We start from the raw sequence: 21,618 nt of genomic DNA, 5'->3' as shown, positions 1-21,618 counted from the left end.
GGCCGTCGGTACACCCCCGGAGGGGGCCGGCCGTTCGCCGTGCCGTCGCTGGCACCATGAACCTCTTCTCCTGTGGCAGTCGTCGTGCGCCACGATCCCGGACGGCCGGGCACGCAGCCGAGGGATGAGTCTAAAGGCAGCCCGTCGACCGAGTGTACCGGGTGGTGAGATCGAACACTACTGACGAGTAATATGTGGGAAGGCTCACTCAGGGTGCAACCACCCCGGTCACCGGCGGCGCCGCCGTCTCACTCTTCGGCGGGTTGCGGTGCGCCGTCGATCTTCTCGGCCGCCCAGTTCGCGATCCATTGCGTCGCGGTGGTGCCGTTCTCGTCCACCACATAGGTGTTGTACATCGCGTGGATCGGATTGTTGACGTACTCGAGCAGACGCGGACCGGCCGACATCCAGTTCGCGGGATTCAGCGCGTTCGGCGGCGCATCGCAGATGCTGTCGGTGGGCGCGCAGATCTGGACGGTGCGGTCGTCGAGCTCCCCGAAACCCCCGGGGCGCGCGCCGGTCATGGTGATGCCCGGCAGTCGCAGACCGTCGAGCGACAGTTCGGCCCCCACCCCGGCGACGGGCGCACCGATATCGGTACCCGAGACCCCGTCGCGGCGACCGTCGGCGACGAGCGCGACACCGAGGACCCGATCGGCGGGAACCGGACCGTTACCGGCGCCGATCTGCGCGGCGACGTCGCCCACGATCACCGCGCCCTGCGAGAAACCGGTGAGCACATAGGTGGTCAGCGGGCACTCGGCCGAACGTCGCGCCAGGATGTCGATGGTCGCCGCGAAGCCCTCGCTACGGCTGTTGTTGTAGGACTGCTGGCCGTCCGGCGGAATAGCGATGGGATTCGAGAACTGCGCGACGTACGGCACGGTGTAGACGTCGGCGCGCTGGGCGTCGAAACGTTCCTGCAGCGGCCTGGTCACATTGAGCATGAGCGAGTACGGATTGGCGGCCGGAGCGTACGGATCGTCGCCCACCGCGGACTCCCACGTGCCCGGCACGGCGACGACCTGCACGTCGGGGCACGAAGCCGGCTGCGACTGCGGCTCCTCCGGCCCCGGCGGGGTGGGGATCGGCGAGGGGATGTCCAACCGCCCTGCGAGCAGATACCAGAGCACCAGCACGATCGCCAGGACGAGCAGCGCCCCTACGACCACGATTCTGCGTCCGCGACGCTGCTTCGTCCTGACCATCTCGTGCTGTCCCCGCGCTTCCTGGTTCTAGTTGCAGTACGTCGCGCCGGCGACGGCGATGTAGGTGTCGGCCGTCGAGGAGGCCTGCTCCTCCGACAACTCGACACCACCGGCTGCAGCATCACTACCCACGAGTGCCGTCACGAACACCTTGATCTCGTCCGGCGACCCACCCTGCGCCTGGGCGCTGCAGATGTAGTCGGCGATGTTCACCGCGCCGGTCTCGTCGCTGGGCTCCACACCCTTTTCACGGAGGCCGTCGAGGAATGCCTGCGCTCCGGGCGTGGAAGCGGGTGCCGCACCCGGACCGGCTCCCGTGTCGCCTTCGGCGCCGGGCGCGGCCGGGGCCGGGGACGCATCGCTCGTGTCGGCGTCGTCCGTGGTCTCCGGGGCGGCAGCGCCGGTGGACGTGGACGTCTCGGCCGCGGATGTCGAGGTCGACGTCGAGGTCTCGGTGGTGGCAGACGTCGTCGGCGTGTTCGTCGCGGTGGAGTCGTCGCTTCCGCACGCGGACAGAACGGCCGTGGCAGTCAGTGCCGCGGCGAGTGCGCCGAGGACGCGGGTCGAGCGCGAGCGGGTCCGTGCAGGCATGTGGTGGGGTCCTCACATCCGGATGTCGGTCGAACTGGGTCAGATGCGCCCCAGGCTACAGAGCGGCCCGTGCGGCCGGTAGGAGCGTCCCGCCTCCCACGGTCGCACGGGCCGACCCGCTTCGCGATCGGCAGCCACACGAGCCGACCCGCTTCGCGATCGGCAGCCACACGAGCCGACCCGCTTCGCGATCGGCAGCCACACGAGCCGACCCGCTTCGCGATCGGCAGCCACACGAGCCGACCCGCTTCGCGATCGGTTACGGCTGCAGCTTCACCTCGTCGCCGTCGAGCGTGATGAAGCCGTTCTGGAAGTTCTGCTGAACACCCTTGCCGTTCTCGGCCGGGAACTCGTCGCTGATCGGCAGACCCAGGCGCCCCTCGGCGCCCTTCTCCGCGAGCCAGGCCTCGAGGATCTTGCCCCGGACCGGCCAGGCACCGGTGAGCGGGCTCCAATAGACGTGTCCGTGCTGGAACTCGTTGGCACGACCGTCGCGCCCTGCGGGGCGCTCGCTGGTCGTCGGGTAACCCAGGACACCCGTCTCGTAGCCGAGTTCGGCGTACTTGCCGAGGATCATGCCCTGCACCGCGTGGGCGCCGGTGCCCTCACTCCAGTACATGGCGCCGATCTCGAAGCCCTGGACCGCGCCCCGCCCGTCGGGCGTCGCCGCCTCGTCGAGGATCGGATAACCGAGGGGGCCGCCCTCCCAGCCCTGGTTCTTCCATTCCTCGAAGATCTTGCCGCGGACCGCGTGGGCACCGTGCTCGGGCGTCCAGTAGATCGCGCCACTCCGGAAGTGGTTGAAGCGTCCGCGCCCGTCGGGAGCGACGCGTTCCTCGGTGGTCGGGAAACCGAGCTGCCCGGCCGGACCGCCCATCCCCTGGTAGGCGCCGCCGATCGCACCCGCGACCGGCACGGTCGTGCCCTCGGACGAGAAGACGCGCCCGAAGCGGAAGTCCTGCACCGTGCCGCCTGCGACGCCGTATTCGGAAGTGAGGCAGTCGCCGAGCCAGGCGTTCGCCTTCGCGACGTCGCCGAATGCGCCGGTGGGGTTGCACTCGGGCTTGTCGACCCCGACGCCGAGGGTGTTGGCGAGCTGCGGCCACAGCTGGTGCAGTTCGAACTCCCAGTACTTCCACGTGTGGGTGCCGGACGGCCGGTACACGATCTGGGCGGGGATGCCCTGCTTCTCGAGCTTCGTCGCGAACGCCTGCGAGGTGAGGCGGGAGAGGATCTCGAGGCCCATGCCGGCGTAGTTGGTGCTGACACCGGGGATGCCCGACGGATCGTCGTACGGGCCGGTGGTGCCGCTGCCACTCGAGACGTACAGGCTCACGCCTTTGAGCTTGTCGGCGAGCAGGTAGGGATCGTGCGACTCCCAGCCCTCGGAGCCGGGCGCACCCCACATCGCCTCCGAGTCGAAACCGCCGGCGTCCTGCATCGCGTAGTGGATGGCTTCGGGCATGCCGAGGGTGGTCGTGGTGAGGATGCCGGACAGCGACGCCGCGAACTGCGCGAAGCCCGGGTTGCGGGCGGGCAGGAACATCGCGGCGGTGCCACCCATCGACAGGCCGACGACGCCCCGCTTGTCGGTGGTGCGCCAGTCGCGTTCGAGGAGCGGGGGAAGTTCCTTCGTCAGGAAGGTCTCCCACTTGTAGTTCTGCCCGTTGTTCTGGTCGACCCAGTCGGAGTAGAAGCTGGACTGGCCGCCCACCGGGAGGACGACGTTGACGTTCTTGTCGGCGAAGAAGGCCTCCGCGTCGGTCTCGAGCGTCCATCCGTTCTCGTCGTCGCGCGCCCGCATGCCGTCGAGCATGTACACCGAGGGGAACTTCGCGTCGGGTTTGCTGTTCCAGTCGCGCGCGAGGAGCAGCTGCACCTGGATCGGCGTGCCCATCGACGGCGAGTCGATCCACAGGGCGACGCGACGGTCGGTGAGCCAGTCGACGGTGCGGACGGTCGCGCCGGCGGTACTCGTCGGGCCGGACTGGGCGATGAGGGGGTCGGCGGTGGCCACCGACACGGTGGTCAGTCCCGCGGCGACCGGTGCGACGAGGGCCGCCGCGATCAGGGCGAGCGCACGGGATCTGCCGCTCCGCGCACCCGCACTGCGAGCCGCTCTCCTGGCCGGCCCTGTCCGTCGCTCACCGTGCTCGAGCTCAGTTCGCATCTGCATCGCTCACTTTCTGCGTTGCCGGATTCCTGCCGTGGTGCGGCTTCGGATGAACCGCGACGGCGGCAGTGGCAGGGCGTCCCGGCTGGGTGTGCCGACTCGGGGTACCGGAGTCCCGACTGTTGTTTCTACACCGGCGGCACCCCGAATCGAGGGTGCCGCGCTGTGACAGGTGAGAAAATTGTTGCAGAAAGTTACGACGCCGCCCACCCACCGGATCGGTGGGTGGGCGGCGTCCTTACCAGCAGTGCGGACCGGAGATCAGAACGCGTTCAGCGCCTCGAGGATCTGCGGGCGCGCCTTCCACAACTGATCCTCCCAGTACTTCCACGCGTGCGTGCCGCGCGCCGGGAAGTCGAAGGTGGCCGGGATACCGAGCGTGGCCAGCTTGAGCTGGAAGGCGCGGGTCTGGGCGAGGGACAGTGCCTCGAGAGCCATACCGTTGGCCGTGTTGTAGTAGCCGACGAAGCCCTGCGGGTTGTCGTGCTCGCCGGGCAGACCGCTGGCGGCCGAGATGTACAGCGACAGACCCTCGAGCTTCGGAGCGAAGACGAACGGGTCGTTGCGCAGCCATGCCGGGCTCCACGGCGGGCCCCACATGGAGTCGACGTTGAACCGGCCGGCGTCGAGCATCGCCACGCGGATGGCCTCACGCATGCCGGGAGCCGACAGGTTGAGGTAGCCGGACAGCGACGACGCGAACTTGAACTGGTCGCGGTGGTAGGCGGCCAGCGTCAGAGCGGCGGAACCGCCCATCGACAGGCCGAGGATGCCGTTGTTGTTGCGCGACACGCCACGGGTGGCGAGATAGTCGGGCAGCTGCTGGGTCAGGAAGGTCTCCCACTTGTAGGTGACATCCTGGCCGTTCAGGTTGGACGGCGCGTACCAGTCGGTGTAGAAGCTCGACTGTCCGCCGACCGGCATGATCAGGCTGACGTTGTCGTTGGAGAACTGCTGCAGGGCGTTCGTCTCCAACGTCCAGGCGTTCACGTCGTCCCGAGCGCGCAGGCCGTCGAGCATGTAGAGAGCCGCGTCGCCACCGCGCGCAGCCCACTGGATCTGAACCTTGATCGGACCCATGTCGGAGTCGACGAAGACCTCTTCGAAGCCCCCTGCAGGCGCGCGGTGGGACACCGGCGCTCCCTGCGCCGGCGCGGCGACCGCGGCGGTGGTTCCGACGAGGCCGGCAGCCACGGGGAGGACCAGAGCTGCGGCGGCGGTACCGAGCAGTCGCCGGCGAAGGCCCTGCCTCAACCTCGGGACAAAACGCATGAACAATGCTCTCTTTCTCGTCTGCGGCGTCCGCGTTCGCGTCCCCCGGATTCCGGCGAAGACGGCCGCGGAAGGCCGCCCCAAGTCACACTGCGGTCAAAACTGTAAAGGACCGCGTGATCTCTGACAAACCTCGGTTTCAACAGCTCTTGGGCACCTCTTGACTCGTAGGTCAAGGCGACGCTGCCGGAAAGTAACTCATCCGTGATGCGCCGTGATCCTATCGAGACAACAGGTGAGGGTCCAAGTCGATCTCGGTTCCGTCCGTCACCCCCGCGGCGGCGGCATCGGCAGGTCACAGCGCTGGAGCTCGTACTCCGGCACCCGTTCGATCCGGTACGAGGCGTACTCGACGGCGTTGCGCAGGTTCCGTTTGAACAGCTGCCACGTCAGTTCGGCGCTCGACGAGTCGATCATCTCCCGGGTCTCGGGACACGTCAGCGCGGTTTTCGCCATCGCCACCCAGTCCTCGTCGAGATAGCCGGGCAACCAGGGATGGACGTCGACCATGCCCGAATCGGCGACCACCCAGTCGGGGAACAGGATCTTGTCGTGCCCGATCCGCCCGTCCTCGAGACGCTCGGTGTGCGCGGCGAGCGGGTAGGCCAGACCCATCTGGTCGACGACCCGCACGTCCAGCCCCGTGTTCATGCTGGTCATGCCCAGGTTCAGGAAGAAGACCGTGTGCCCGGCCCCGCCCGGCGGGATGGGCTCGGGCGGCGGCACCACGTCCCACGCATCGTAGGACGGGGTGGGCAGCAGCAGACCGCCGTTCGGGGTGTTCGAGATGGCCTCGACCATGGCCCGCATACGCGGGTAATCGAGATAGTCCTCGGCCCGGATGGGGTGCCGATGCCCGGTGTTGAGGGCGTAGAAGGCGCGCTCGTCGACGATGCCGGACCGGCCCACGACGGCACCCTCGGTCATGCCGGTGGTGTTGGCCGCCGCGGCCGTCCACACGACGGTGCCGAGCCACAGCACGGCCAGCACGCCCGCGACCTGCGTCGGCCGGTTGTTGCCGATCTCCGCCCGGTCCGGGATCCGCAGAGGGACGACCGCCACGGGCAGGAGCAGGCAGAACAGCGGCGGCAGGAGGACGCGGCCGTGCATGAAGTCGCCGCCCACGCGAAGCGAGTACAGCGCGAGCACCACACCGGACCCGAGGAAGAGCACGACGACGGCGGTCGGGGTGCGCAGCAGATTCTGGACCCGGAAGATCGTGGCCCGCACGTCGCGCGGATCGGGCCGTGCGGCACCGGCGGTGAGGCCGGCGGCGTCACGGCTGGTGGCGTCGCGGCTGGTGAGGAGGACGAGCGCGGCGAGAAGCACGAGGAACAGCAGTGGCAGCCACAGCAGATACGGCGAGACGAGGTTGCCGAGATATTCGGCGCCCTGCGACCACTTCGCGCCGCCGGCGTCCTTGGCTACCGCGGTGTTCGGATAGGGCAGCCCGTAGTAGCCCATGCGCCAGATCTGGTAACCGACCGGAATCGCCCCGGCCACCGCGACCATCGCGATCCGGATGCGCAGGTCGAGTCCGGGTGCGAGGAACAACACCGCGAGGACGAGCACGGCGACGAGCGCGAGTTCGGGCCGCACGAGCGGGCCGAGCCCGGCGACGAAGGCGGTGGCGAGGATCTGCGCGGTGCCCGGCAGCCTTCCATTGCCCCCCGGTGCGGGGGTCGCCCACCTGGCCATGAGCAGCCACAGCAGAGCCAGCCAGCAGATCACCAGGCAGGATTCGAGGCCCGAGGTCGCGAAGTCGCGGGCCGGGGGCACCGCGATGTAGACGAGGACACCGGCGGGCAGGAGCAGAACGGTTCCCGAGGCCGCCCGCAGCCGCCACCGGTACAGGCGCGCCGCGCCGACCATCGCGAGGACGATCGCACTCGTCGACAGCACGAGAGCGATCGCGAGCACCACGTATTCGAGGCGGATCCCGGTGAGCCATCCACCCGCGTAGACGATGTACGTCCACGCCGTGGAGGTGTTGGCCTCCACGCGCTCCCCCGCGTTGAACACCGGTCCGTTGCCGGCGAGGAGGTTGCGCACGGTCCGCAGAACGATGAGCCCGTCGTCGGCGATCCAGCGCCGCTCCCATGCTCCCCAGAACATCAGGAGCGCGGAGACGATCACGCCCGCGGCGAACACACCGCCGGCGAAGCGGTCGTGCCGAACGGGCCGGACCGTACGGGACGGTCCGGCCTCGCTGTCGTGGACGTCGCGCACGACGTCAGAAGAGGTAGACAGCACCGCCGACCACCAGGATCCACACCACCGCGAGCAACTGCAGCACCCGGTCCTGCAGCGCGATCTCCTCGGGTTCGCCGGCTTCACCCCCGTCGACGTCGACCGCGTACCGCAGGATGGCGACGACGAACGGGATCATCGAGATGGCGTACCAGTTGGACCCGGCGACATTGTCCTGCTCGAATGCCCACAGGCCGTAGCAGAGCACCACGGCGGTCGCGGCCACGGTCCACACGAACCGCAGGTAGGTCTCGGTGTAGTACTCGAGCGACTTGCGGATCTTCGCACCGGTACGGGTTGCGAGGCGCAACTCGGCGTAGCGCTTGCCCGCCGCCATGAACAGTGAGCCGAACGCCATGATCAGCAGGAACCACTGCGACAGCGGGATCTCGGCGGCCACACCACCGGCGATGGCCCGGATCAGGAAGCCCGACGAGACGATGCAGATGTCCAGTACGGCCTGGTGCTTGAGTCCGAAGCAGTACGCGAGCTGGATGCCGATGTAGACCGCCATGACGGCGGCGAGCTGCCAGTTCGCGAGGAACGACAGTGCGATCGAGCCGACGAGCAGCACCACCGCCAGGATGTAGGCCAGTCGCACCGGAAGCACACCGGCCGCGATGGGCCGGAACCGCTTGGTGGGATGCGCGCGGTCTGCCTCGACGTCCATCGCGTCGTTGACGAGGTAGATGCCGGAGGCGGCCATGCAGAAGACGACGAAGGCGAGAGCGACGGGCAACAGCACGTCGACCTGGGTGACCGAACCGGCCGCCATCGGCGCCGCGAGCACCAGGACGTTCTTCACCCACTGCCGGGGGCGGACCGCCTTGACGATCCCGGCACCCAGACTCTTGGGCGCCTCCTTGACGGGTGCCGGTTCCTCGCTCATCGATCTCCCCACTTCGTCTCGGCCCGCGCCACGACGGCCGCGGATGCCGCACCCAGCGCGGCCCCCGCCAGTACATCCGTCGGATAGTGCACGCCCAGCACCAGGCGGGACAGCATCATGGGCGGCACGAGCACCGCGGGAAAGGGTAGCCCGGTGGCGCGGGCGAGCAGCACCGCCGCCGCAGTCGTGGACGTCACATGCGACGAGGGGAAGCTCAGCCGACTCGGCGTCGACACGTTGACCTGCACCGTCGGGTCCACCGGTCGCGGACGGCGCACGACCCGCTTGATCACGACGGACGCCGCGTGGGCACCGAACGCGCCGACCGCCACGCTCGCCCACTTCCGGCGACGGGGACGGTCGACGAGGGCACCGGCGGCGCCGATCGCGATCCAGCCGAGGGCGTGCTCACCGAAGTGCGACATGCCGCGGGCGATCGTCGTCGCTGCGGGTACGGCACCGGCGGTGGCCTGGACGGTCTGCAGCACCCGCACCTCGGTGTCGGTGCTCTTCCAGTGACGTGCAGCCGCAGTGCCGGGGTCAGTTGCCGATTCCGAAGACACGCTCCCACTCCTCCTTGCTGGTCAGGGCGGGAACCGCGTCCCGGTACCGCTTCTTCATCTCGGGGAACCGGCGCGCGAGTTCGCGTCGCAGCCTGAGCGCCTCGGTGAGCAGGGCCTGGGCCTGAGCACGGTCGCGCTTACGGTAGACGACACCCCGACCGTCCGCCGTGGTGACCGTCACGCCGTCGACCTGCGAGAGCAGGAACCACCGCGCGTCGATGGTGGGCACGTTCAGCTGCGGCCGCTCGTGGTGCTCGCGGTTCTCGGGGCGCACGTTGTGCAGCACACCCTTCGCGAGACGCCGGACCTTCGCGACCGCACCCTCGGGCAGTCCGACGGCCCCGACCTCGGCGCCGGATGCCATCGGCAGTTCGGTCGACGACGGCAGCACCACGGCGTCGGGGAAGTTCTTCCGGAGCGCGTGCACCTCGCCGAGGGCACGCGGCAGCAGGTCGAACAGGTTCTCCGGACCGGCGAGGAAGTCCTCGATGGCCTTGTTCTGGATCGCGACCGTCGAGTACTCGAGACACACGAGGTGCTTGATCGTGGCCTTGATCGTGTCGAGCACCATCGGCTTGGCGTCGCCGTGCTGGTGCAGCGCGGCCACGACGAGCCGGTTGCGCAGATGGAAGTACGCCTGCCAGTCGATGGCGTCGTCCTTGTCGCTCCACGCCATGTGCCAGATCGCGGCGCCGGGCATCGTCACCGTGGGGTAGCCGGCCTCCCGTGCCCGCAGGCCGTACTCGGCGTCGTCCCATTTGATGAACAGCGGCAGGGGCTGGCCGATCTCCTCCGCGACGACACGCGGGATCATGCACATCCACCAGCCGTTGAAGTCGACGTCGATGCGTCGGTGCAGGAGCTTCGAGTTCTCCCGGTCGCGCAGCGGCTTGGTGGAGAAGTCGTGGTCGTACTCGACGTTCGGCGCGGCACCCCACATGAAGTTCGAGCGGTGGATGACCTCGCCCATGGTGTGCAGGTGGCTGCGTTCCTGGAGGTTGAGCATCTGCCCGCCGACGAGCATGGGCTTCTTCGCGAATCGCGACAGGGCGAGCGCGCGCAGGATCGAGTCGGGTTCGATCTCGATGTCGTCGTCCATGAACAGGATGTACGGGCTGGAAGTGGTCTTCAGCGCCTCGTACATGATGCGGCTGTAGCCGCCGGAGCCACCGAGGTTGCCCTGGTCGTGGATGACGAGACGGTCGCCGAAGGGTTCGGCGGCCTCCGCGAAGTCGGCCTCGTCGCGCACCTTGCGGGTGCCCTGGTCGGGGATGATGACGGCGTCGACGACGTCCATCACCAGCGGGTCGGACGCGAGCGCACGCAGCGCCTTCACGCAGTCGGCAGGGCGGTTGAAGGTCGGGATGCCCACTGCGATCGAGGCGTGTCCGGGCGCCTCGACAGGTGCGTACCAGCCTGCGGCGTGCAGCGTGACCTCGCTGTCGGTGGTGACGTCGAACCACAGCCAGCCGCCGTCCTCGAACGGCCCCAGGTCGGCGTCGATCTCGACGACCGTGTCGGACCCGCGGAACTCGCGGCCGGTGACGTGGATACGGCTCGAGTCGGCCTTGCTGCGGTACAGGTCGACGCGGCCGTGGCCGGTGAGTTCGAGTCGCAGCACCACCGAGCCGAGCGTGCTCCAGCGACGCCAGTAGCTCGCCGGGAAGGCGTTGAAGTAGGTGCACAGCGACACCTCGGACTCGGCGCCGATCGCCAGCGTCGTCCGGCTCGTCGCGTGGGCGCGACGCGCGTTGGTGGGCGACTCCTCGAGGTAGAGCGTGCGCACGTCGAGGGGCTCGCCCGGGCGCGGCAGGATGATGCGCTGCAGCAGCGACCGGCCGAGCAGTTCGTCCTCGGTGGCGGGGGCACTCGCCGCCTCGTGCTTCGCGCCGGCCGCGTGCTTGGCGGCGCTCACGAGGCGTCCCCGGCGATGGGCGCTCCCGAGTCGAAATGCGGGGCGAGGACGTTGTCGAACATCGACAGCGCGCTCGCGATCGCCATGTGCATGTCGAGGTACTGGTAGGTGCCGAGCCGGCCACCGAAGAGCACCTTGTTGTCCGCGGCTTCCTTCTTCGCGAGGGAGCGATAGGCGTTGAGTTTCTCGCGGTCCTCGGGGGTGTTGATCGGGTAGTACGGCTCGTCGTCGTTCTCGGCGAAACGCGAGTACTCACGCATGATGACCGTCTTGTCGGTCGGGTAGGTGTCGCGCTCGGGGTGGAAGTGCCGGAACTCGTGGATGCGGGTGTAGGGCACGTCGGCGTCGTTGTAGTTCATGACCGGGGTGCCCTGGAAGTCGCCGGTGGGCAGCACCTCGGTCTCGAAGTCGAGGGTGCGCCATCCGAGCCGGCCCTCGGAGTAGTCGAAGTAGCGGTCGAGCGGGCCGGTGTAGACGACGGGGGCTTCCGGGCTCGCGGCACGGACCTCGTCGCGCACCTCGAACCAGTCGGTGTCGAGCCGGACCTCGATCCGCTCGTTCTCCGCCATGTTCTCGAGCCACGCCGTGTACCCGTCGACCGGCAGGCCCTCGTAGGTGTCGTTGAAGTAGCGGTTGTCGAAGGTGTAGCGGACGGGCAGCCGGGTGATGTTGCCGGCGGGCAGTTCCTTCGGGTCGGTCTGCCACTGCTTCGCCGTGTAGTCGCGGACGAACGCCTCGTACAGCGGGCGGCCGATCAGGGAGATCGCCTTCTCCTCGAGGTTCTTCGCGTCGGCGGTGTCGATCTCGGCGGCCTGCTCCTTGATGAGGGCGCGTGCTTCCTCGGGGCTGAAGTACCGGCCGAAGAACTGCGCCACGAGCCCGAGGCCCATCGGGAACTGGTAGGCCTGGCCCTTGTGCATCGCGAAGACGCGGTGCTGGTAGTTCGTGAACTCGGTGAACCGGTTCACGTAGTCCCACACCCGCTTGTTGGAGGTGTGGAAAAGGTGGGCACCGTACTTGTGGATCTCGATACCGGTTTCCGGCTCGGGCTCGGAGTACGCGTTGCCACCGAGATGGTGGCGACGCTCGATCACGAGCACTCGCTTGCCGAGCTGCGTGGCCGCGCGCTCGGCGATCGTCAGTCCGAAGAATCCGGAGCCGACGACGATCAGGTCGTACTCACCGGTGGAGGGCTGGGGCGCTGATGCAGCAGTCACGGGAGACCAGGGTATGCGACTCCCGCGTGGGGGTGCCCTCTCGGTCCATCGGGGCCGAGAGGGCGATCACACCTACACGTAGAGCCGGAGTGCGTCACGGACGAATTCGGCACCCTCCCGGCCGCCGTAGTTCGCTGCGAAACGCTCGTCCTCGACGTACATGTCGGCGAGACCGAGCACGTACTCCCGTGAACTCCCCTCGGGCGTGCCGTATCCCGGGGTGCCCGGGATCGACGACAGCCAGGCGACGTGCCGCCGGGCGAGGTCCTGCGCCTCGGGGCCCGCCGGGTCGAGTCCGGCCCCGGCCGCTGCGATCCAGTCGTGGTTCAGCTGCTCGACCTGTTTCGTCCAGGCGCCTCGCGCCTCGCCGTCCATGCCCCGCCACCAGCGGTCGCCGGCGTCGTAGGCGTCCTTGCCCCACCTTTCGACCACTTCGTCCCGGTACTGCGTGTGGTCGAACCCGTCGAACACTTCGTCTGCCACGAGTTCCTCCCCTCTCTCCGTCTTCGCCAGGGTGGTGCGAACCGCCTCGATTCGGCGGTCCAGCTGCCGGCGCTCGTGTTCGAGCAGGTCGAGATGCGTGCGCAGCGCGGTGGTCGTGTCGTCGTGCCCGGCGAGCACGTCGCGCACGACGGGCAGTCCCAGCCCGAGATCGCGCAGCAGCAGGATGCGCTGGAGTCGCACGAGGGCGTCCTCGTCGTAGAACCGCATGCCGTTGCGACCGGTCCGGCACGGCGGCAACACCCCGACCTCGCCGTAGTGACGCAGGGTGCGGCTGGTGACGCCCGCAGCTCGGGCCAGTTCCTGGATGGACCATTCGCGTGGCACGTGCTCACCTCTTCCTTCCGGCTGCGACCAGCGTGCATCGTGACGTTGCGTCAATGTCAACCCTCGTGCACCGCAACGGTGAGACGACCGGCCGGCCGCCCTTCTCGGGCGACCGGCCGGTCGTCGGTAGGTGCCGTGACGGGTTACTCGGCGCTACCCGTGGCGGGGAACCAGTCCTTCAGGAAGCTCGCATCGATCACCTGGGCGCCGAGATCCGGGGTCCACACGATCGCGCCACCGGTGAAGACCCGGAACTTGCCGATCTCGTCGGGCAGCATCAGTTCGGGGCCGATGGGCGAGCCGAGCACGCTGTCGACGCCGCCGAGGTCCAGATAGGCCTGCTCGATGGGCGAGGTGCCGCTGCCGCTGCCGAAGGGATCGGTGCCGACCTCCGGGCCGGGTTCGGGCGCCGGAGTGATCTCCGGAGCGTCCTCGTCGATACCTTCCTTCACGGTGAACCAGTCGGAACGCAGTCCCAGCTTGGTCCGCGCCTCGGCGCCGGTCGTCTCGATGGTGCGGTCGGAGCCGATCACCCGAACCCGGGTCACGCGGCCGCCCTCCGCGCCGAGATTGTTCCGGGAGAGCACCTCGAAGGCCTGCAGGTCGCCGACGCCGAACTTGCTGCCGATCTCGGCCGCGGTGAAGGTCTTGGCCCATTCACGGTTCGGGGCGACCTTGTCGCCCTCGTCCTCGACGGGCGGGAAGGCGCCGCCGGCGGAGTAGCCACCGGTGGAGGCGGAGAACTCGCTGCGCACGACCTCACCGTCCTTCATCAGGACGGTTCCGCGTGTGGTGCGCACACCGTCGTCGGTGCGCGGATCCTCGACACCCGAGCCGCCGTAGACCTGGCAGTCGGTGGTGTCGCAGGTCTGCCACTTCTCGTGACGCTTCTCGGCGAGTGCGTAGGACCGCGCGGCGATGGCCTGCGCCCGCAGGGCCTCGGCGCCGCCGGTGTCCGCCCAGCCGGGCAGGGCCTCGGCGGGAACCACGCTGCGCAGATAATCCTCGACCGAGAGGCGGTTGACGGTGCGCGGGGCGGTGCCGTCGAGCACCACACCGAGCGCGCCGCGGTAGGTCTTGTCGTCCGAGCACATCGTGAGGTGCTCGTTCGCGGGCCGGTCCTCGGCGAGGTCGATCGGGTCGACCCACGGCAGGTCGGTGGCGGCCTGCCACAGTACTTCGCCGCTGCACCCCGCGGTGACGACGACGTTCGCGCCGCCGTCCGGGGTGGGCGTCAGGTGGGCGGCCTCACCGGGCGCGAGCTGCTTTCCGGCGACGATCATTCCGGTGTCGGAATAGACGTCGAGGGTGTGGTCGTCGCGGCCGACGAGGCGCACCGCGATCATCGGATCGTCGACCGTGCCGAGCTCGGTGCCGCCGTAGTAGTGGGCGATGATCCGTTCGGCGGTCCATCCGTCCTGGGCGTAGCCGTAGGCACCCCACTGCCCCATTCCGCGGCCGTGGCCGTGGCCGAAGCCGGTGAACGTGAAGGGTGTGTCGGCCGAAACCGCCTGGACGACATCCGGTGTCGCCTGATCGTTCTGTACGAGAGCGCCCACACCGGCGCCGACGAGCAGTGCGGGGGCCACCCCGAGCGCAGCAGCACGAGCGATGGAGGGACGCCATCCGTTGCGCAGCGGCCTGCCGAGGATGATGCGCCGCCTCCGGATCTTGCCTCTGCGCCCGATGGACTGTCGTGACATGACGTTGCTCCCTCGTTGTCGCTTTCGGCGCGAACTCGTGATCCGCGATATCGGACAATTTCGACCGATCCTCAAGCTCAGGTTGAGGCTTAAGGTTTGCTGCGTCTAGTGTGACAAGAGTGACGGAGCTAGGCAACAAATGTCACAGAAGCAACACAAGAATCACGAGTTACAGAACTTTCGTGGCCGATCCGGACTACGAAAGCGACACGTAAGGGACGATCCGAAGTCGGAACCCGTCCGCTCGAGCACCAACGACAGGGAGTAGCAAACAGTGCCGCATCGCCGCCCCAAGCCGTCGATCGTCCTGGGTGCCGTCGCCGCCCTGGCCGTCGCGACGCCCTTCGCCGTCTCCGGGCTGACCAGCACCGCTCCCGAGATCCGGCCTGCCAATGACACCGTCGAGGCGGTGGCACCCGATATCGCGGAAGTCGTGCTCGCCTCGGTGCCCGACCTGATCATCCCGCTCGAGGAACTGACCGGTCTCAACCTGCCCGATCTCAGCCTGAAGCAGATCGTCGACGGGCTTCCCCAGATCACCACCGCGCCCGACCCGAACGGTGGGATCGTCCAGCGCGTCGGCGCGACCGTCAAGGAACTCACCCGCGACACCCCCTTCAGTCTCGTCGCCCTCGCGGCCGAGGACGTCGCCGCCACCGACGCGCTCATCCGCGCCCGGCACGACGACGGCAGCTGGGGTCCGTGGACCGCGACCGAACCGATCGAGACACGCGCCGACGACGCCGCCGAGGCGGGGCGGACGGGCACCGAGCCGATCTACGTCGGCGCCACGCGTGCGGTGCAGGTGCTGCTGACGCCGCGTCCCGGCCCCGAACCGAACCTCGCCGGAGCGGAAGCCCCGCCGGCACCTCCGGCACCCGGAGCTCCCCCAGCAGAGGCTCCCGCACCCGGAGCCCCGGCTCCGGAAGCACCGGCCGAGGCCCCGGCCCCCGTCGACGAGGCACCCGCGCCGGTTGCCTCGCCCGCCGCGGACGCGCCCGACCTCGGATATGTGCCCGCGTCCTCGTCCCGGCCGCTGCGCGAGAACCCGCTGCAGGCGGCCGCCGAAGCGGTCAGCGCAGTGCTCATCTCGCCCGGCAGCAGCGAGTCGGACGCGCACCTCGAGGACATCGCGAGCCCGCTCGGCAGCTCCGGCCTGAAGGTCATCACCCGCCAGCAGTGGGGCGCCGACGAGTCGATGCGGTGCCAGAATCCGACCTTCGACGACTCGCTCGGCGGCGCGACCGTGCACCACACCGCGGGGAGCAACAACTACTCGAAGGCCGAATCCGCCGAGATCGTGCGCGCGATCTACGCGTACCACGCACGGACGCTCGGCTGGTGCGACGTCGGGTACAACACGCTCGTCGACAAGTACGGCCAGATCTTCGAGGGTCGCGCCGGTGGTCTCGAGCGCAACGTCCAGGGCGCCCATGCGGGTGGATTCAACGAGAACACCCACGGCATCGCGATCATGGGCGACTTCTCCACCCAGGCACCGCCGCAGGCCGCGATCGATGCGGTCGGCAAGTTCCTCGGCTGGCGTCTGGCACGCGCGGGACTCGACCCCAAGGGCCGCACCACCATGTACTCCGAGGGCACCTCGTTCACCCCGTACCCCAGTGGCACAGCGGTGGATCTGCCGATCATCTTCGCGCACCGCGACGTGGGCAACACCAGCTGCCCGGGCGACGGCGCCTACGCGCAGCTGGGCCAGATCCGCGACATCGCCGCAGCTGCGGCGAAGGGCGGCGGTGGCAGCCCGCAGCCGTCGAAGCCGGAGCCCTCGAACCCGAAACCGTCGAACCCGTCACCGTCGAACCCGTCGCCGAACGTGCCGGACATCAACGTCGGAGCGCTGGCCTCGGGATCGGCCGACACGGCCGAGGGTGCGGTCGACGACCTGATCCGCCTCAGCGGTCACCCGCTGGTCCAGAAGTGGCTCGCCGAAGGCGGCGAACTCGGCCGGCTCGGACAGGCAGTGACCTCGATCCTTCCCGCGATCAAGAACGGTTTCGAACGGGTCGATTTCGTCAACGGTGCCATCTACACATCACCGAACGGCGGAACATGGACGGTACTCGGCGAGATCTACAAGGCGTGGGAGAAGAACGGACTCGACGCTGGTGAGCTGGGGTTGCCCACCAGCGACGAGTACCGGGTGCCGGACGGTCGGCGTTCGGACTTCGAGTTCGGCTCGCTGATCTTCAACGAGGTCACGGGTGTCGTCACCAAGGTGCTGCGCGCCTACGACGACGCCTACGACCAGGCGCTGCAGAATCAGCCGGCCGACGTCGCAGGACCCGCACCCGAGGGTGCCCCTGCGCCCGAACCGGCACCTGCGCCGGAACCGGCACCCGAGCCGGCGCCCGCGGGCTGACCCGCAGCGCACCGGCAGGAACGAGTCACCGCCACCACCGTTCGAGAACGCGGGCCACCCCGTCCTCGACGTTGGTGGCGGTGACTTCGTCTGCGACCGACTTCGCGTCCGGATGCGCGTTCTCCATCGCCACACCGTGACGCGCCATCGACAGCATCGGGATGTCGTTGGGCATGTCCCCGAAGGCCACGAGAGTCTCGTGGGGAACACCCAGCAACCGCGCCATCTCCTGCAGACCGGACGCCTTCGTGACCCCCGCGGCGGAGATCTCGATCAGTCCGTGGGTGGTCGAATACGTGACGTCGACCAGCCCGTGCAGCTTCGGCACGAGAGCCTCCGCCATCTCCCGGCTGGTCGCGCCGGGGAGCCGGACGAGCAGCTTGATGGCGGGCTCACCGACCACCTCGTGCTCGGCGAGCTCGGTGTTGTCCGGATTCAACCAGGCGTGTTCGTATCCGGGAGCGCTGACGAACTGCGGCGTCGCCGCGTCGTGGGCCCGCTCCCCCACCCGCTCCGCGGCCAGACCACACCCCGGAAGCACCGACGAGGCCACCTCGGCCAGCCACGCCAGTTCGTCCGCCTCGAGCACTGCGGCGCTGAGCACGCGGTCGGTGGCACTGTCGTAGAGCACGGCACCGTTCGCGCACACCGCCATCGGCGCGTATCCCAGCTCCTCGACCACCGGCGCGATCCAGCGCGGCGGGCGACCGGTGGCCAGAACGAAGGGGGTGCCGGAGTCGACCACCGCATGCACCGCGGCGCGGGTCCGATCGGACACCTTCTCGGTGTCGTCGATCAGAGTGCCGTCGACGTCGGTGGCCACCAATCCGGGACGCGTCCCGTCGGTGGGGACAGGACGCGACGCGCCCGTGCCGTGGTCCCGATGCGGTTCTCGACTCGACTGTGCGTTCACTCCGTCATTGTGCCGAAGTACCGGGCCCGTCGCCGCCCGCATCGTTGCTCTCGCTGCCGGCGGTACCTTCACGTGTGGCACGCTCGCGTGCCTTCCGCGCTCGGCGCTCGGCGGCCGCCGCCTCGTCCAGAGCCGTCGCCTCCTCGAGGGTCGGCGCGGAGCCACCCAGACGGCGGGGCACCCAGTAGGCGCCGGGCTCGTGGACGTAGCCGTCCTGCACCCTGTGGAGCATCTCCTCCATGGTCGCGTGGAGTTGCGCGGTCATCTCCGCGGCCGGCTCGTACGGCTGGACGGGAGCGCCCACCTCGATGGTGATCGGGGTGTTCGTCCGTCCGAGCCGCTTCGGGTGCCCCTTCGTCCACACCCGCTGGGATCCCCAGATGACCATGGGGATCACCGGGACACCGGCTTCGTTCGCCATCCGTGCCGCGCCGGACCGGAACGCCTTGAGCTCGAAGCTGCGGCTGATCGTCTCTTCCGGGAACACCCCGACGAGCTGCCCGTCGCGCAGCGCCTGCACGGCGAGACGGTAGGACTCGCCGGCGTCGCCGCGGTCGACCGGGATGTGCTTCATCGCGCGCATCAGGGGACCGGAGATCTTGTGGTCGAAGACTTCCTTCTTCGCCATGAAACGGATGTACCGCTTGGTGGCCCGCGCGGGGATGCCGGCGTAGGTGAAGTCCATGTAACCGGTGTGGTTGATCGCGATGACCGCACCGCCGGTCGCGGGGATGTTGTGTTCCCCGGTGATGTCGAATTTCAGCCCTTGCGCTGCGAAGAGCGTGCGAGCGACACCGATGATGGTCCGATAGAAGGGTTCCACGCCGGTCAGCCTAGCGGGGTGCCCGGGCCACGCCCACCGGATGCGTCGCCAGGTGCCGACGAATGTGCCGGTTCCGGCTCCCCCTACCCTGGACGGTACGTAGGTCAGCACGTCAGGAGGCAGAAGGTGCAGATCACCAGCGTCGGACACGCCGGTTTCCACATCCGGACCGAGGCGGGGTCCATCCTGTGCGATCCGTGGGTGACCCCCGCGTATTTCGCGTCGTGGGTGCCGTTCCCCGACAACACGCGTCTCGACTGGGACGCCCTCGGCGACGTCGACTACCTGTACGTCTCGCACCTGCACAAGGATCATTTCGATCCCGACACGCTGAGCAGGCACGTCAACAAGGATGCGACCGTCCTGCTGCCCGATTACCCGGTACCGGACCTGCGTCGCGAACTCGAGAAGCTCGGCTTCACGAAGTTCTTCGAGACCACCGATTCGGTGAAGCACACGGTCTCGGGCCCCAAGGGTGATCTGGACATCATGATCATCGCCTTGCGCGCGCCCGCGGACGGGCCGATCGGCGATTCCGGCCTCGTCGTATCCGACGGTGAGACCACCGTGTTCAACATGAACGACGCGCGGCCGATCGACATGGACGTGATGCTCGACGCGTTCGGAAGGATCGACATCCATCTGCTGCAGTACTCGGGGGCCATCTGGTACCCGATGGTCTACGACATCCCGAAGAAGACGAAGGCCAATTTCGGCAAGCAGAAGCGCCAGCGCGGGATGGATCGTTGCCGCAGCTACATCGACCAGGTCGATGCCACCTGGATCGTGCCGTCGGCCGGCCCCCCGGTCTTCCTCGACGACGACCTGCGCGACCTCAACGACGACCACGGCGACGAGGGCAACATCTTCCCCGACCAGCAGGTCTTCCTCGAGCAGTTGCGGATCCACGGTCGCGACGGCGGACTGCTCATGATCCCCGGCTCGGTGGTGGATCTGAAGGGCAGCGAGCACATGACGCTCACGCACCCGATCCCCGACGATCAGGTCGAGGCGATCTTCACCGACAAGGCCGCCTACATCGAGGACATGGCGCAGCGTTTCGCGCCGGTCATCGCCGCGCAGAAGGCGGCCTGGGCACCTGCCGAGGGCGAGCCGTTGCTGCCCGCGCTCAAGGCGAAGTTCGAGCCGATCATGGCGCAGTCCGATCTCATCTGCGACGGCATCGGCTATCCGGTGGGTCTCGTGATGGGCGACGAGACCGTGGTGCTCGACTTCCCCAAGCGGGTCGTGCGCGAGCCGATCGAGGGAGAAGGCAAGTACCGCTACGGTTTCCGCATCGCACCCGAATTGGTGCGCACGGTTCTCCGCGACGACGAACCCGACTGGGTCAACACGATCTTCCTGTCCACCCGATTCACCGCGTGGCGCATCGGCGGATACAACGAGTTCCTCTACACCTTCTTCAAGTGCCTCACCGACGAGCGCATCGCGTACGCCGACGGCTGGTTCGCCGAAGCACACGACGACTCTGCGTCGATCGAGTTGGGCGGCTACGAGATCCAGCGTCGCTGCCCCCACCTGAAGGCAGATCTGTCGAAGTTCGGTGTCGTCGAGGGCACGACGCTGACCTGCAACCTGCACGGCTGGCAGTGGGATCTCGAGTCGGGCCGGTGCAAGACGTCGAAGGGACACGAGCTGCGCAGCAGCAAGCTGTGATCCGCACCCGACAGAACAACCTCACGATCGATCCCGGGCGGGTCGCGCCGGGGGCAACAGCCTCGGCGCGACCACACCCAGCCCGATCAGCGGAAGTACCGTCACCGCGACCAGCACCGACATCGGCAACCACAGCGAGCCGAGCGCGTAACCGGCGAAGACCGCGACCGACAGCACCTCGCTCGTGAGACCGACGACGGACGAGACGGTCGCCCGTGCGCGACCGGACATCGTGTCCTGCAGGCGTGCCTCGGCGACGATCGCCGTGTTGTGCAGCGCGCCGTAACCCACACCGATCGCCGTGAATCCGGCGATCCCTCCGGTGAGCGCCCCGCCCGCGATGAGTGCCGACCCGACCGTCACGACGACACCCATCGTGCGGCCGCTCATCGATGCCGTCCGCCCGGCGGTCGCAGCGCCGACCACCTGCCCGACCGCCGTCAGCGCGACCAGCACGGGCACGAATCCGGTCTCCGCCCCCGATTCGCGTGCGAGCAGCGCGAAGTACTCGTCGAAGGCGAGGCAGGCGAGCAGTGCCGCCGCGAGGACCACCGATCGTCGCACCGCCCGGCCGGTGCGGATCTCGGACGTTCCCGCGCGCAGCGACGACATGTAGCGGGCGAGGACGGTGTCGCCGCTGCCGGCGATCTCGTCGGCCTCCTCCACCTTCGGGGCGGCGGGAAGGGTTCCCACGAGCGCGATGTCGACGACGGTGATCGCGACCGACACCCAGCCGACGAGTGCGTATCCGCCGAGTTCGAACAGCGGTGCCGCCGTGAGGATCGCGACGAAGACGCACGTCATCTCGCCCGCGGCGGCGTAACCCATGATCGCCGCGTAGCGGTGTTCGCCGCCGCGCGCGGCGAGTTCGTCGTAGACGAGGGCCTCGAAGGTGCCGGATTTCATCGACTCGCTGACACCCCACAGGACGAAGCCGAGCGCGAATCCCCAGTAGCCGGGCCAGAGCAGCCACATCGTGAACGCGGCGGTGAGCAGGGCACCGCTGCCGAACAGCAGACCACGACGGGAGACGGTGTCGGCCCAGGCGCCCGAGGGCACTTCGGAGACGAAGGCGACGACCGACCACAGGACGAACAGCGACGAGATGGAGCGGGTGTCGAGTCCGTGATCCTCGAACAGCAGCGCGTACAGCCCGTAGAGCGGCACGAACTCACGGACGGACGCGTACGCGACCATCCGCACGGACAGCGAGGTC

Annotated in this window: 16 protein-coding genes; 2 read left to right on the top strand and 14 right to left on the bottom strand. The window is 68.6% G+C overall.

Annotation, left to right across the window (positions count from 1 at the left end):
* Positions 1-248: 248 nt before the first annotated feature.
* The 11 genes from A8G18_RS15060 to A8G18_RS15010 all read right to left on the bottom strand — a co-directional run bounded on the left by A8G18_RS15060 (position 249) and on the right by A8G18_RS15010 (position 14,609).
* Positions 249-1,208, bottom strand: coding sequence for a cutinase family protein (locus A8G18_RS15060; RefSeq protein ID WP_064064501.1), 960 nt, complete (start codon positions 1,206-1,208; stop codon positions 249-251).
* Between the two features lie 27 nt (positions 1,209-1,235).
* A complete protein-coding gene (locus tag A8G18_RS15055) occupies positions 1,236-1,799 on the bottom strand; it encodes a DUF732 domain-containing protein (RefSeq protein WP_064064500.1) in 564 nt (187 codons plus the stop codon).
* Positions 1,800-2,058: 259 nt separating this feature from the next.
* Positions 2,059-3,975, bottom strand: coding sequence for an alpha/beta hydrolase-fold protein (locus A8G18_RS15050; RefSeq protein WP_016931444.1), 1,917 nt, complete (start codon positions 3,973-3,975; stop codon positions 2,059-2,061).
* 258 nt (positions 3,976-4,233) lie between these two features.
* A complete protein-coding gene (locus tag A8G18_RS15045) occupies positions 4,234-5,244 on the bottom strand; it encodes an alpha/beta hydrolase (RefSeq protein ID WP_026002714.1) in 1,011 nt (336 codons plus the stop codon).
* 267 nt (positions 5,245-5,511) lie between these two features.
* Positions 5,512-7,473, bottom strand: coding sequence for an arabinofuranosyltransferase AftB family protein (locus A8G18_RS15040; protein WP_115311519.1), 1,962 nt, complete (start codon positions 7,471-7,473; stop codon positions 5,512-5,514).
* Positions 7,474-7,477: 4 nt separating this feature from the next.
* A complete protein-coding gene (locus A8G18_RS15035; protein ID WP_016931441.1) occupies positions 7,478-8,383 on the bottom strand; it encodes a decaprenyl-phosphate phosphoribosyltransferase in 906 nt (301 codons plus the stop codon).
* On the bottom strand, positions 8,380-8,877 hold the full coding sequence (locus A8G18_RS15030; RefSeq protein ID WP_016931440.1) for a phosphatase PAP2 family protein: 498 nt from the start codon (positions 8,875-8,877) through the stop codon (positions 8,380-8,382). The genes A8G18_RS15035 and A8G18_RS15030 overlap by 4 nt, the downstream gene beginning before the upstream one ends.
* 46 nt (positions 8,878-8,923) lie before the next feature.
* On the bottom strand, positions 8,924-10,861 hold the full coding sequence (locus tag A8G18_RS15025) for a glycosyltransferase (protein ID WP_064064498.1): 1,938 nt from the start codon (positions 10,859-10,861) through the stop codon (positions 8,924-8,926).
* A complete protein-coding gene (gene glf, locus A8G18_RS15020) occupies positions 10,858-12,078 on the bottom strand; it encodes a UDP-galactopyranose mutase (RefSeq protein ID WP_016931438.1) in 1,221 nt (406 codons plus the stop codon). Before glf ends, A8G18_RS15025 begins: the two co-directional genes overlap by 4 nt.
* 72 nt (positions 12,079-12,150) lie before the next feature.
* Positions 12,151-12,906, bottom strand: coding sequence for a MerR family transcriptional regulator (locus tag A8G18_RS15015; RefSeq protein ID WP_064064497.1), 756 nt, complete (start codon positions 12,904-12,906; stop codon positions 12,151-12,153).
* Between the two features lie 143 nt (positions 12,907-13,049).
* A complete protein-coding gene (locus tag A8G18_RS15010; RefSeq protein ID WP_064064496.1) occupies positions 13,050-14,609 on the bottom strand; it encodes a SpoIID/LytB domain-containing protein in 1,560 nt (519 codons plus the stop codon).
* Between the two features lie 274 nt (positions 14,610-14,883).
* On the opposite strand from A8G18_RS15010, the gene A8G18_RS15005 reads away from it, so the two are divergent.
* Positions 14,884-16,989 (top strand): N-acetylmuramoyl-L-alanine amidase, encoded by a 2,106-nt coding sequence (locus tag A8G18_RS15005; protein ID WP_064064495.1) that lies wholly within the window; start codon positions 14,884-14,886, stop codon positions 16,987-16,989.
* A 25-nt stretch (positions 16,990-17,014) separates the two neighbouring features.
* On the opposite strand, the gene A8G18_RS15000 is transcribed toward A8G18_RS15005, so the two are convergent.
* The gene (locus A8G18_RS15000) at positions 17,015-17,902 is read right to left on the bottom strand and encodes an HAD family hydrolase (protein ID WP_242496585.1); all 888 of its coding nucleotides are present in this window, start codon (positions 17,900-17,902) and stop codon (positions 17,015-17,017) included.
* Positions 17,903-17,906: 4 nt separating this feature from the next.
* Positions 17,907-18,725 carry a lysophospholipid acyltransferase family protein gene (locus A8G18_RS14995; protein WP_016933309.1) on the bottom strand — a complete coding sequence of 273 codons (819 nt, stop codon included), beginning with the start codon at positions 18,723-18,725 and terminating at the stop codon, positions 17,907-17,909.
* 126 nt (positions 18,726-18,851) lie between these two features.
* Here A8G18_RS14995 and A8G18_RS14990 point away from each other — a divergent pair, with 126 nt between their 5' ends.
* A complete protein-coding gene (locus tag A8G18_RS14990) occupies positions 18,852-20,402 on the top strand; it encodes an MBL fold metallo-hydrolase (protein ID WP_016933308.1) in 1,551 nt (516 codons plus the stop codon).
* A 21-nt stretch (positions 20,403-20,423) separates the two neighbouring features.
* On the opposite strand, the gene A8G18_RS14985 is transcribed toward A8G18_RS14990, so the two are convergent.
* Positions 20,424-21,599 carry an MFS transporter gene (locus tag A8G18_RS14985; RefSeq protein WP_064064510.1) on the bottom strand — a complete coding sequence of 392 codons (1,176 nt, stop codon included), beginning with the start codon at positions 21,597-21,599 and terminating at the stop codon, positions 20,424-20,426.
* Positions 21,600-21,618: the final 19 nt, after the last annotated feature.

This window comes from Rhodococcus gordoniae (assembly GCF_001646655.1).
GTDB lineage: Bacteria > Actinomycetota > Actinomycetes > Mycobacteriales > Mycobacteriaceae > Rhodococcus > Rhodococcus gordoniae.
Note: the sequence above shows the minus strand (reverse complement) of the source record. Positions and strands in the feature narration are given on the sequence as shown.